This window comes from Thalassotalea sp. PP2-459 (assembly GCF_001913705.1).
In the GTDB taxonomy this organism is placed as follows: Bacteria; Pseudomonadota; Gammaproteobacteria; order Enterobacterales; family Alteromonadaceae; genus Thalassotalea_C; species Thalassotalea_C hakodatensis.
Window position 1 is genome coordinate 57,039 of the sequence record NZ_MKQD01000025.1, and the last position, 13,767, is coordinate 70,805.

General features: G+C 38.3%; 7 protein-coding genes. 4 read left to right on the top strand and 3 right to left on the bottom strand.

All coding sequences use genetic code 11. The features are described from left to right. Positions 1-14 precede the first annotated feature (14 nt). Positions 15-2,945 carry a discoidin domain-containing protein gene (locus tag BI291_RS04785; protein WP_074496614.1) on the bottom strand — a complete coding sequence of 977 codons (2,931 nt, stop codon included), beginning with the start codon at positions 2,943-2,945 and terminating at the stop codon, positions 15-17. A gap of 92 nt (positions 2,946-3,037) precedes the next feature. Continuing rightward, positions 3,038-5,902 carry a TonB-dependent receptor gene (locus BI291_RS04790; RefSeq protein ID WP_074496615.1) on the bottom strand — a complete coding sequence of 955 codons (2,865 nt, stop codon included), beginning with the start codon at positions 5,900-5,902 and terminating at the stop codon, positions 3,038-3,040. 278 nt (positions 5,903-6,180) lie between these two features. Here BI291_RS04790 and agaR point away from each other — a divergent pair, with 278 nt between their 5' ends. From agaR to BI291_RS04805, 3 genes are all read left to right on the top strand, one after another. Then, the gene (gene agaR / locus BI291_RS04795; RefSeq protein WP_074496622.1) at positions 6,181-6,948 is read left to right on the top strand and encodes a transcriptional repressor AgaR; all 768 of its coding nucleotides are present in this window, start codon (positions 6,181-6,183) and stop codon (positions 6,946-6,948) included. 125 nt (positions 6,949-7,073) lie between these two features. Then, on the top strand, positions 7,074-7,781 hold the full coding sequence (locus tag BI291_RS04800; RefSeq protein WP_074496616.1) for an AraC family transcriptional regulator: 708 nt from the start codon (positions 7,074-7,076) through the stop codon (positions 7,779-7,781). Between the two features lie 100 nt (positions 7,782-7,881). Next, positions 7,882-8,799: a DMT family transporter gene (locus BI291_RS04805; protein ID WP_074496617.1), complete on the top strand. Its 918-nt coding sequence runs from the start codon at positions 7,882-7,884 to the stop codon at positions 8,797-8,799. 60 nt (positions 8,800-8,859) lie between these two features. On the opposite strand, the gene zapE is transcribed toward BI291_RS04805, so the two are convergent. Continuing rightward, the gene (zapE, locus tag BI291_RS04810) at positions 8,860-10,068 is read right to left on the bottom strand and encodes a cell division protein ZapE (protein ID WP_074496618.1); all 1,209 of its coding nucleotides are present in this window, start codon (positions 10,066-10,068) and stop codon (positions 8,860-8,862) included. A 442-nt stretch (positions 10,069-10,510) separates the two neighbouring features. Here zapE and BI291_RS04815 point away from each other — a divergent pair, with 442 nt between their 5' ends. Further along, positions 10,511-13,492 (top strand): TonB-dependent receptor, encoded by a 2,982-nt coding sequence (locus BI291_RS04815; RefSeq protein ID WP_074496619.1) that lies wholly within the window; start codon positions 10,511-10,513, stop codon positions 13,490-13,492. Positions 13,493-13,767 lie beyond the last annotated feature (275 nt).

The window sequence follows — 13,767 nt, forward strand, 5'->3', positions numbered from 1 at the left end:
TCATCGTTAACTAATTATGGGTTAACACGAATACCAAACTCAACTGCGGCAGCAAAGTTATTGCCATTTTTCTCACTTAATGCAACAAACTTAATATAACGGCCTGTTGTTGCATCAAACGCTGCAACTTCAGTGTTACCATTACCTTTCCAAGTGCCCGTTGCAACAGCATTACCCCAGTCGCTATTATTGTCGCTCACATAAACTTCATAACCGGCAACCGTACCGTTTCCGCCACCAGCTCTAGGCGTATAGTTAAATTGAACAACATTTTTAGCTTCGCCTAAATCAATAATGACTTCATGAGGGAACCCAGGAATACCACTCCATGGGGTATGCCAATGGTTCGCATCAAATGAGCCATCAAATGCATAAGACAGTTCATTACCAGGTTGTGCCCCTGAGCTAGTAGAATAACTTAATGTGCTGTTATCCACTTTCTCAGACATATTAACGCCTACATTAAATTCAGAGGCTGCAGCCCATGCACCATCACCTTGTTCAGCAAGTGCTACAAACTTAACAAAACGTCCTGGTTTATCGGTAAAGGTTACGGTTTTAACATCAGCACTATTTTCCCATGTACCTTTCGCTACCGGCTCACCTAAACTATCTGCACTGTCACCAACATAAACTTCATACTCAACCACTGTTCCATTACCACCGCCAGTACGTGGCGTATAATCAAAGCGGTTTACTTCGTACATTTCGCCTAAATCAATTAGCACCTCATGCGGATAAGCAGGAACGCCACTCCAAGGTGTATGCCAATGACCAGCATCGCCCGTTAAACCATCAAGAGCAAAAGATAATTCATGCCCTGCTTGTGCACCTGATGGGCTAGAAGCAGTTAAGCCAGCATTATCGAGTAACGTTGAGTTCACAGGAATATTAACATGGTTACCATCGCCAGTGTCTCCGCCACCAGAGCAAACACCACCATCTTCTACTTCAGTTTCTGTTTCGTCTTCACCACCTTCTGCAAGTGGATCTGAACCATCATCAAAGCCAAATTTAATTTCTGCAGCTGATGCCCATTCACTGCCGCCACGTTCTTCTGTAGCAACAAATTTAACAAAACGACCTGTTACAGCTTCAGCAAACCACTCAATTTTCTCATCCGTGTTATCTTCCCATGTACCAACAATTTGTGGTTCCGCTGGATAGACATCAGGATCATCAGAAATATAGAGTTCATAACCAACAATTGTACCGTTTACACCACCATCTTGACGCGGTAAATACCGAATACGATTTACATCATAAGTATCCCCTAAATCAATGGTAATAGTATGAGGGTAAGTCGGTGCACCATCGCCCCAATTTGTATGCCAAATAGTTGCTTCATTACCATCAAATGCATTGCCAAGCCCATTACCTGAACCTGTTGCTGACTCAGAGCTAACAATATAGTTTGAACCACTGATCCAACCAGGTTCACCATCTTGCGTGGTTGATAATGCTAAACATGACACATCAGTTCTTGCAGTAACAAGTACATAATATGGCGTTTCTTCACGTACATTAACGGGTAAACGACATGATTCAATGCTACTTCCAGAGAAGCCTACACAGTCATAATCTGTTGTGGTAGGCATGCTATTTTCCATCACGTAGATATCAGCATCACCTTCATCACCCGCTAATTTTACCGTCATCGATTTAGACGCATCTAAACCCATCACTTGATATAGCTTTGACTCACCGGCAGCGATAGATTCAATCACTGTTGCTTCATTGCGCTCAAGTAAATGCGCTTCTGTAGCGACAGCAATCGTATCATTTACTTCAATTTGTCCTTGATTTGCAGTCGCTTTAAACGAGCTTGTTTTACCAAATATATTTTCAATTTCAAGCGTGATTTCGTCATCAACATCAATAAGGTCGAACATTGCACTTCTTGCTTGAGGATCAGTACCTTCTGCAACCACTTTACCTTTAACTAATACACGATAAGATAATTGTGGCACTTCCGTGGTGGCTAGTTGCCAATCAATACCCGTAGTTGTCACAGTCGATAATGTGATACTAGTAGGAGCATCATCTGGCGCTGCTAATAAATAAGGTCTTGATAGTTCACCTTCTGGCTCAAAAGCATCTTCATCTTCAGCGGGGCCCGCGGTACCACCCGTTGTCATTCGATAATAATCAGCATTTGATGCAATATCGAAATTTTCGTTATATGCTGCAGTAGCTTCTTCTTGCACAACGTCATAATCAGCTTTAGTGAAGGCTTTCCAGCCACCATCCATACCGCGCTTACGACCATTGTTGAATAACGCAGTTCGCGTATTATTACCCGTACCTAACCAGTCTTCGACAAATGAGCCGGTTTCTGTACTAAAGACAACCCATGGCATAGGAAAATCCATGGTCACTAAATGTGTCCATACGCCCGTTTCTTTATCTTGGGACCAAAAAGCAAAGTGCGTATGACCGTCATCACGGGTATGCCACACTTTAGTCGCTAAGGTGTACCATCTATCTGGCTCCCAACCTAATTGGAAGTTCCACGATTTAAGACCGGTGCCTTCACCACCAAACAATTCAACTTGCGTACCTTCACCCTGGTATTCAGCTGTAATAGGCTCGCCATTTGAGGGATCCCAAATTGAAAAGATAAAATTTCTACCATCCGGGTGATCTTGAATACCCGCATAACCACCTCCATCTAGACCGGCATTCCAGTTTAAGACTGAATAATAGGTATAGGTTGTTAGACCATTTGATGGAATATACACATCTTGCATGATGGTATCGCCATTAAAATCATCACCAAAACGCAACCATGTTGAAGGCGCTCGGTCTGTTTCACCAGGTGGTATAACTACTGGTTTTTCAACAACAATATTTGTAACATTTTCGTCATCAGACGAACCGCAACCGGCAGTCGTAGCAAGTATGATCGCCGTTGATAATATGGATAACTTGTTTTTTAAATTCATCACTTTTTCCACGCTATTTTTTATAATTACAGCAAGTAATTGTTATGAATATTACGCATACTTGCTGGAGTTCTTGTCTCATTTATTGGAAATTAGAAACGATAATTAACACCTAGATTAAACAGGCGTCCTGAACGATACAGATAAGCGAGTTGCTCTTCGTTCTCGATATAGGCATAACCGCGTTCATTCGTTAGGTTATTTGCTGAAATATTGATATTAAGTTGCTCGGTTAGATCATAACTTGCACTAAAGTCCAGCTGACCATAATCGGCTTGCCACCTAACACCACCCCAGTCTTCTTCATTTGTTAAATATTTATCGCGCCAGTTATAGGCAAAACGTGCTTGAATTTTGTCTTTCTCATAGTAAATAACGGCGTTATAAGAATGTTTAGACATACCTTTGAACGGTAAGTCTCGTTCACGAAAATCAAATTCATCGTGACCTTCTTCTACTTCGTCATAACCAGAGTCAACAATGGTGTAGTTTAATTGAATACCTAAACCATCAAATGGCGCTGGTAAAATATCGGTAAAAGATTGTTGATAGGCAATTTCAACACCTTGAATTTTTCCGCCAGCATCACTGTTAATATGTGATTCAATCGTGAATTCTTCACCATCTATATCAATGGTGCCGTTTCTACCGTACGTAGAAAAGGTTTCGATATCTTTAACATAAAACGCAGTCGTTAATGCACCGTACTCGGAGAAATACCACTCTAATGCCAAGTCACCTTGCGTTGCACGTAATGGCTCCAAACCTGGGTTAGATGCATGATATTCGCGATCGTTAATATTAACGTAACTCCATGCTTTTAAGTTACCAATGCTAGGACGCGTAATAACTTTTGACGCTGCCGCACGGAAAACCAACTCATCGGTTAGGTTTAATTTAAAGTTGAAACTTGGTAATACATCTTGATATGAATCTTCAAAATCAACAACTTCTTGATAGTTTTCAACCTCTTTCAAAAACTTGATAATTTCAGGGTTCTCATTGTCTGCCGCAACAAAATTAACTAAGTTCGGATTTAATGAATAACCACTACTGGTCACCTTGGTTTCAATTGCGCGTACACCAAGATTTAACACGTATGGAAAATCATAAATATCATCTTCAATATTTATCGCAAGATAAATAGCACTTGTTTGCTCAGATACATCATATGAATCATTTGGACGAGGTGTTGCTTTAATTAACTGATTAGCGGCTTCTGGGCTAATACTTTCATAGAAAGAGAATAATTTATCGTAATCAAACATTGGCCATGGCGTTGGGTGTTTACCTGGTTCACCACTCATAAAGCCATCAAAGTTACCTGCAATTACTGCATCACTTGGTAGTCTGAATAAGTCAAAACCGTTGATTTCCTCAGCCGAAGAAAAATCAATGTCCCATTCATCATACTCAGTTGAGTCTAAGATGGTACCTGCATTTGAGAATGCACTCGCATTTTTAGAAGCGTTTGCGATCGTGGTTTTTGTCTGCTTACCAATATTTATCCCAAAATCAACTGAGGCAATCCAGTGGATATTTGGTACCCATTGACCATCAACACGGAATTCACTCACTTTATCTTTAATACCCGTACCACTGTTGTAACTGTAGTGTGCCCCAAACGGCGAGCTTGAATCTAAATTAGGAGAAACAGTAACATCAGGTAATAAATTACTGGTTGATGCATCAATCGATACTTCTTCAACAAAACCACGCGCTACAATGTAGCGGTTATGGCCATTATTTTCGTTTTCTGATTCAGAATGAGACAAATCGAAGTTTAGGGTTAATGAATCATTCACACTCCACTTACTGTTAACACCCACTTGAAACGTTTCAGTAATTCTTGGACGAGATACGTTTAGTAATTCAGCCATTGCACCACTGTTGTACATGGTCATTTTGTTGACTAAGCCATTATCATCAAAACCAACGTCTTTCACGCCTGGAATACCTGGAGTCCAACTTTCATCATAGGTAACAAAAGAAATTTGTGATTCAGTACCATTTGTTTCGTATGAAGAGTAGATACTGTCAAAATTTAATTCAAAATCATCGGTTGGCACCCACTGCAATGCTAAACTACCACCAATACGCTCACGTGTATCTTGTTTGTTACCATAGCGCACATAACCTGGAATGATTGAGCCCCACTCATTGTCAACATATTGGTCAAACTCGCCATTACCATCAACATCTTGGCGAATAGTAAGATCAGCATCTTCTGTCGCAGCATTATAAAAGCCCTGACCTTCATAACTGTCAATACGCAAGGTTCTTTCAGAATAAACTGCGGTAAATAACGCACCAAACTTTCCATCATCAAAGGTGTTACTCACTAAAAATGATGCTTGAGGCTTGGTATCTTTTGTTCTATCTTCATAAATGCCTTTTGCAGAAGCAGACATAGTGAAACCATCAAAATCAAGCGGTCTTCGGGTTTTAATATTGATGACTGAACCAATACCGCCTTCTTGTGTTTGCGCAACAGAAGACTTATAAACTTCAACGCCACCTAAGAGTTCAGCAGCAATCAAGTCGTAGTTAAAGTCACGGCTATTGTGCTCAGAAGCCATACGACGTCCGTTAATAGTAGTAACGTTATAATCACCACCTAAACCACGAACCGTAACGTTTTGTCCTTCACCTGCATTACGTGTAATGGTAATACCTGTAATACGCTGTAATGCTTCAGCAACGTTTTGATCCGGAAACTTACCAATATCTTCTGCAACAATGGCATCAACCACTTGAATAGAGTTTTGCTTTATAAATAAAGATTCTTTTATACTGCTCTTCATACCGCGAACTTCAATAACTTCGGTTTCTTTTTCTTTCGCGTTATCAGAAGTATCCACTTCCTGATCTGTTTCTTGAGCAACTGTGCAAACACTACTGACCCCCAATATGGAACCAATAAGTAAGCTCAGGTATTTTTTCTGGTGATTTGCCATGCTGTACCCTCTCTTATATCTCATGTTTAGTTGTAGTTATTATTTGTTTTACTTTTACCACGCTATATATATACACCTAATGAAACCCAAAAATCAACAATTAAAACCAACAAAACCTTTCACTTTTTATTTAAATCAGGCTAAATAAAAACAAAAAATTCACAATTTAAATTTATAAATCATAATGTTAAGTGATACGAAAGAGGTTTCACAGTTTTTTATTGTTGAAAGATTATGAAAGAAGATTATGATGTTCAAAACGTAGTAAGTTGGAAGTTATGATGAATACGATAGAAAGACGACATGATATTGTGCAAAAAACTCTCAAGCACGGACGAGTATCTGTAGATGATTTAGCTACTAATTATCAAGTATCAGAAGTCACCATTCGAGGCGATTTAAATTATTTAGATAAAAAGAGCTTAGTCAGTAGAACTCGTGGTGGTGCTGTGGCTAGCAAGGTAATTTCAAAAGAGCTTTCAATCAATGAAAAGCATTGTGCTCAAATTGATATTAAACGAAAGCTAGCAGAGTTGGCTAGCCATCAAATTAAAGAAGGTGAAGCTATTATTTTAGATTCTGGCTCAACAATGGCTGAATTAGCGAACTGCTTGCATTCTTTTGATAGACTCGTTGTTATGACCAACGGCTTAAATGTTGCTCAAAACCTATTAAGTGCTTCTGGGGTAGAGGTGTTGATGACTGGCGGTGTACTAAGAAAAACGTCGTTATCTTTTTACGGTAGACAAGCAGAAGACAGTTTAGAGCGCTATCATTTTGACAAAGCGTTTCTCGGTGTAGATGGTATAGACTTTAATTCTGGAATTACGACCCATTTTGAATATGAAGCAATGATGAATCGTTTAATGCGTAAAGTTGCTAAAGAAGTGATCACCGTTGCTGACTCATCAAAATTCAATCGCTCAGGCGTACACAAAATATGTGGTTTAGCTGAAATAGATGTTTTGATCACTGATTCAGGCATACCTGATGCTTTTGCTCAAATGCTTGAAAGAAATGGCGTGAATCTTATTATTCATCCATAAAAGTATATTTTGTGAATACAACTTGATGCATTCATGCTAATTATAACGGGTCATGCAGCTTATATTATTCTACAGAAACCATTAAACTTATCTGCACTTTTGATTAAAAACAAGAGACTTTAATTATGCAGAATATGTTATCAATACGCTCTTATAACACAAAACCCGTTAATCACTCTCATTGCTTTAATCAGTTAGTTTTACCAATACGTGGTGCAATAAATATCTCTGTTGGAAATTTCAATGGGAGGGTAGCAATCGGCGAGTGTGTTGTTGTTAGAAGCAGCGAAGAACACATATTTACCGCTGATGTAGAAGCTCGATTTGTTGTTGCTGACATGGATGAACTTCCTGTCAATATATCATCATCCCACTGTAATGTGTTCTCGATTAATTCCCCATTAAAATCTTATTTAACTTTTATTGAAAGCCAGCTGGAAAATAAAATTAACACGCAATTAGAGCAATCAATGTATCACCTGTTTTTTTTGATTTTAGCAGAGCAACCCCTTCTACCAAAAATTGATAATCGCATCAGTACTGCAATATCCTATATTGAAAAATATATGGCTACCCCTCTTCAAATAAAATTTTTAGCTTCAACAGCTTTCCTTAGTGAAACACAATTTAAAAAGCTATTTAAACAACAAACAGGCTTAACGGTAATGAAATATGTAACTAAGCTTAGAATGGAAAAAGCGCAAGCTTTACTTACGCATACAGATTACCCATTGCATATCATTGGCGAAATGGTCGGCTACCAAGAGCCATCTGCTTTCAGCCGAAAATTCTCACAATATTATGGCTTATCGCCCACAAAATTTAAAAAATAAATATCGTCTGAATAGTTAACGATTGCGTCCGAATTGTTAAAAGCCTCGCCTAAAACTCATCTATCCTTTTGGCAATGAAATAACCAAATGCAGGTGTAACGTGGATAAGGTTCATAATGATAACAAAGGTATTTTCGCCATCATTATCGCGAGTTTTTTATGGGGGACTACAGGCACAATGGCAAGCTATGCACCCAATATTAGTCCTATTGCCATTGGCGCCTTTTCCATGGGGTTAGGAGGAGTATTACTCGTTATTTGCGCTCGAAAAACACTGTTGAATAACTATAAAAAAATGCTAGCTAAACCTAAGGTGTTGTTTTTTGGTGCTATATCTGTCGCTGTTTATCCTTTAGCATTTTATTCCTCAATGCGACTGTCTGGCGTTGCCATCGGTACGGTAATATCTATTTCAACAGCACCATTTTTTGCCGCAATACTTGAACGCCTACTAAACAATAAAACAATTACATTACAATGGATGCTGAGCTTTATTCTTGGTTCTGTCGGTATTATCTTGTTAGCCCTAGGTAAAGACGACAGTGTTTATGTTGCTCATCAGCTTCATCAACACAGCTTCGGTATATTATTAGGGTGTTTGGCAGGTTTAACTTATGCAGGTTACTCTTGGGCTGCAAAAAGTTTAATTGAAAGTGGCGTTCATGCTCAATCGTCAATGTCTAGTCTATTTGGGTTAGCCTCTCTCATTTTGCTACCGTCTTTATACTTTACCGGCGAGCACTTATTTTCAAGCGCCTCTAATACGTTTATTTCACTATACATGGCAGTTATCCCAATGTTTTTAGGATATATATTATTTAGTTACGGCTTAAATTATATTGAAGCAAGTAAAGCAACATTAATCACTTTAATAGAGCCGTTGATTGCAACATTGTTAGCGGTAATTATCATTGGCGAAAAGTTTACTATGATTGGCTGGTTCGGGGGGATATTAGTTTCGCTATGTTTGTTAATTCAAACATATAAAGTAAAAAAGACCGCGGTAATACCGCTATGATCTAATCGTGTAAGTATGCATTTATTATCCAAAATAGTTTGTTTTGGTTAACATACAATATTATAAGCATTGATATTCAACCGAAGCCATTTCAATTAATCGACTTTTGGTTCGTTCAAACTCAAACATCAACGTTCCACTTTTATATAAATCATTTTGTTCAACATAACCGGTTAGCACAACTGTCAACTGACGATCATAACATTCATCAATAAAAGCAATGAACCGCCTTACTGCATCATCCATAGGAGCTAAGCAAATTTCTCTTTCACCTGTTTTGCTGGCTGAGTTATCCCTCACTAAACCGTTGTCTTCAGTGCCTCTTGCTTTTATACGCTCATAAGGTTGTCCACTTAATGGTGGTATATTTAATAATAGTATTGTGTCGAATTTCTTTGCTAATTCTACATAATCAAAATGACTACGTGGGCCTTGGCACAGTTGTGAAAAGTCAAAACAGATGCTGCGATTATTATCATTAGTGCTTTTAGCAATAAAGGGAATATTTCTACCTAAGATAGCTATTTCATTTGATGAGTTCTCTGCATCTATACCGCTAGCTGACGTTGAGAATATTAAATTAAATTCAGTTAACAAGCCTTGATGTAGTTTATTTTGTTCTTCAACATCATGGGGTAATTGAAAGTAAATTTTTTGGAAAGTTAGGCTACGATGCCGATGATCTTGTTTTCCATCAAGATGTACTATTTGCATGTAATGCTTTATGGCTGCAATTGCAGGAAGAAACCGTTCACGTTGTAAACCATTGCGATATAACTGTTCAGGAGCACAATTACTGGTCGTAACGATAACAATGCCAAACTCAAACATCGCTTTCATTAACCTGCCGAGTAACATTGCATCACCAATATCTGAAACATAAAACTCATCAAAACAGAGAACTCTAAATTGCTGACGGTATTGCTTAGCAATAAGCGTGAGTGGTTCTGGTTTACCGGTTAAACGTTGAAGTTGGTGATGAACGTCTTGCATAAAATAGTGAAAGTGATGCCTTCTGCAAATTTCAGCAGGTAAGCTTTGAACAAGCAAATCCATTAAAAATGTTTTGCCACGCCCCACTTCACCCCACAAATAGAGACCTTTCACTTCAGCTGCTTTCTTTAACAAACCACGTTTATGCGGTGTTTGCTGTATTGTTTCATAGAGTTGTTGTAATAAAGAAATAGCCTGAGTCTGAGCAGGATCAGTATAAATTTTATTTTGACTAATTAATGAGTTGTATTGTCTTATGGGTGAATTATCTAACATTATTTATTGATTTTAGGGTTACGTATGTAGTCAAAAGATATTTTACGATTTGTTTTGAACTAATCTATCACTCGTTCCAGCTAACAGAAATACCTTTTATAGAATGACACCCAGCGAATATCAGTTAATAAAATGTAAACAAGAAAAGAACAAAATGTAACCAAAACAAATTTTTACCTTTTTACACAAATTATTACAACACTATTAATATTGAAAAATATGCAAAATGTACATATTTAAGAACGTATCGAGCTTTTTAAAGAGCATTAGTGCTTACTTATCAGTAGCTTACAAAAACAACCAAGCCTTATTAATATTTTTTAGCGTTTTAGTAAAGCAACTTGAAAAAGAAGATTATTCGTGCATCATTAACGATGATACTGCATTTTGTAGTCTCAATAATTACATAAAAATTAAATATTTAAGTCCAGAGAGAAACAATATGAAATACACATTTAAAAGGTCATTAACAGCTATTGCTGTAGCGGCCACAATAGGGATGTCTGCAACGGCATACGCTGCATCAACTGGTGGTTTAAAAATCCATGTAACTGATGCAAATGGTCAATCTGTCTCGGGTGCTACGGTATCTGTACAAACTCCAGATAGTTTAACCAGTAGAGAAGCTGTAACAGACTCTGAAGGTTATGTAACATTGCGTGGCTTAGATGCTTCTAGTAAGTATACTGTGAGCATAAATGGTGCATCAATTCAGCCATTTGAAGCGAATAATGTAAGAGTGGTAACAGGTAAAAACTTAAACTTAAGTTACGCTGTAGGCGGGGCTTCAAGTGACATGGAAACTATCGTGGTATCAGGGCGCTCTACAGCGGCAATAGATACTACGTCAGCGACAACGGGTATGGATATCACACTCGATATGACAGAGTCTTTACCAACTGGTCGTTCATATCAAAGTTACTTACAATTAGCACCTGGGGTAAAACCAAGTGCAGGTGGTAACCCTTCATCAAAATCAGGGGTTAACTATTCTGATGTACCAGATGCCCGCTATGGTGGTGCAGGTACCTCTTCAGATAACGTTTATTATATTGATGGCGTAAATGTAACCGATAATGAGTCAGGTACTCACGGCGGTAGTATTAACTCTGAAATAATTCAAGAACAACAGGTGATTACCGGCGCTATACCGGCAAAATATGCTGGTGGTTCTGGCTTAGTGTCTCGAGTTGTAACAAAATCAGGGGGTAACGAGTTTAGTGGTTCAATTAACTATTATTTACAAAATGATAGTTTAGTCAGTGATTATGAAAGCTCTACAAAAGCCGATAGCGCATTTTCTACTTTTGACACAGCCGTTACGTTAGGTGGTCCAATCATTAAAGATCAACTGTGGTTTTTTGCCTCATATCAATTAAAAAACCGTGAAGATGATGTGGTAGATCCATCAACAGGCCAATTTAGCCGTAATGTTGAACGAGATGATGAACTAGGCTTTGGTAAATTAACGTGGCAACCAACAGATAATGACCGTTTAGTGCTAACTTATTTTAATGACCCATCCGATATCTCAGGCTCAAAAGATATTAGTACGCTGAATAACCGTGATCGCGCTCGTAAAACGGGTGGTGATAATATAAAAATTGATTATACCCATTATTGGGATGAATTAGTTATCAATGCCGGTTGGATGCGTCATGAGTCAGAACTTTCTGATATTGCCGCGGATAAATCAACCTTTAATGATGTTGCCTATCGCTCTATAAACCCTACGCAAAGTCAAACGGACCAAGGTGGCTTAGGGGCTGATACTTTAAGAGACCGTAACAAAGAAAATGTTTATATTAACTTCGAATACTACTTCGACACCGATTTTGGTGAGCATACCATTGAAACAGGTTTCGAATGGGAAACAAACGAAAATATTACCAATTCTGTTTATACCGGTGACGGAGCACAATACAACTCAATTGGTACTGGTGATGCAGGTGCAACCTTAGGTGACTACGCAAACGGTAGTTGGACAGGTGAAAAAGCATTATCTTCTACGGATTATCAGCGTATTCAAGAAGCCATGGAAGGTAGTTCTGACTCAGCTTACTACTTAAACCTTCTTGATGCTAATAGTGATGGCAGTATTTCAGAAGATGAACTAGAAAGTTTAACTTTCGGTAGCACGTCGGGTAACCCGAATGATGCGGTAAACGTTTACCGTATTCAGCAAACTCAGCAAGCTGAATCTAAAATGGAAACTAAAGGCAAAATATTCTATTTTCAAGACAGTATCACCTATGAAGAATGGACAATTAATGCTGGTATTCGTGCTGAAGAATGGGAACATATCGCGTCAACAGGTGAAAGTATTTTCACGTTTGATTGGGAAATTGCACCACGTTTAAGTGTTGTATATGACATTAATGGTGATGGCGACTCAAAAGTGTGGGCATTCGGTGGTCGCTATTATGATCCAATTAGAACAGATATGACTTCATTTGCGGGTAACTTAACCGGTTCAGTACGTGAAGAGCAAATTTATGTACAAGACAGATGGTTAACCTACAGAACTCGTGGTGGTGTAAGTACGCAAGATGCGTTTTTCTCACCATCAACGAAAACACCTTACACTGATGAGTTTTTAATTGGTTACTCAACCAACTTATCTGAAGATACCAATATCTCAATTACTTATACCAACCGTAAAACAAGAGATATTATGGAAGACTATGATCTTAGTATCTACAGTGAAGACGGTTATATGGCAGGAACTGATTTTGAATTACCTTATTCTTACTTCGGCTATGATGGTAACCCTGGTTCTAACTATGTTATTGGCACATTAGCAGGTGGTAAACGTGATTATGAAGGCGTTGAAGTGACCTTCAAAAAACTACGTACTGATAATTGGAACTTACTAGCATCGTATACCTATAATGATGCGAAAGGTAACTCTAACTCAGACGGAAACGCTGACTTCCAAGGTGATTGGGAAGTATTAGATCCTAGAGCACCAAATATGTATGGTAAGCAGCCTGGTAATATTGAGCATCAAGCAAAAGTATTAGGTACCTACTATTTTGAAAACGGTATTGAAGTAGGTGCAGTGTATAACTGGAACTCAGGTACACGTTACAGTAAAACCTTTGCTTTATATGGCCGTCACTTACCGCTTATGGAAGAAAATGCCTATGAATTTGGCGGTTGGAACACTGAATGGGTTCAAGACGGTGTTGTCGGCTCAGATGTAACGCCATCTTACGGTACCTTAGATATTCGAGTTAAGTATGTTCATGAATTTGACAACTACAAAGCCGAATTTTTCTTAGATATCTTTAACGCATTAGACGATCAAGCACCGATCAGAGTACAAGACTTAGCTGGTGGTGATGGTACGTTTTCTTATGGTGAAGAAATGGAGTGGGTTGAACCACGTCGTTTCTACCTAGGGGCACGTATTTCATTCTAATTGTTAAGCAAAATATAACTTGTTAGAAAAAGCCTATCAGTTCATGCTGATAGGCTTTTATTATTTATACATAGTTAACAAATAGTATGATAATTAGCTAAAGTTGCGTAAATAATAAACCTTATATAATCCATCGAGATAAAAAAATTGCTCTGAAATCAAAGCTAGTTTATTTCGGGCATTTAATACCAATTCGCATAAATATTCGGTCATTCAGCGAGAATTAAACGCTTTAGAGGCACGGCGTTGATTGCAGAGAATGGTTATTCAGGAGA

Coding starts and splice junctions, on each gene's coding strand:
- BI291_RS04785 (WP_074496614.1), bottom strand. CDS start 2,945: ATGAATTTAAAAAACAAGTTATCCATATTATCAACGGCGATCATACTT.
- BI291_RS04790 (WP_074496615.1), bottom strand. CDS start 5,902: ATGGCAAATCACCAGAAAAAATACCTGAGCTTACTTATTGGTTCCATA.
- zapE (WP_074496618.1), bottom strand. CDS start 10,068: ATGTTAGATAATTCACCCATAAGACAATACAACTCATTAATTAGTCAA.
- BI291_RS04800 (WP_074496616.1), top strand. CDS start 7,074: ATGCAGAATATGTTATCAATACGCTCTTATAACACAAAACCCGTTAAT.
- BI291_RS04815 (WP_074496619.1), top strand. CDS start 10,511: ATGAAATACACATTTAAAAGGTCATTAACAGCTATTGCTGTAGCGGCC.
- agaR (WP_074496622.1), top strand. CDS start 6,181: ATGATGAATACGATAGAAAGACGACATGATATTGTGCAAAAAACTCTC.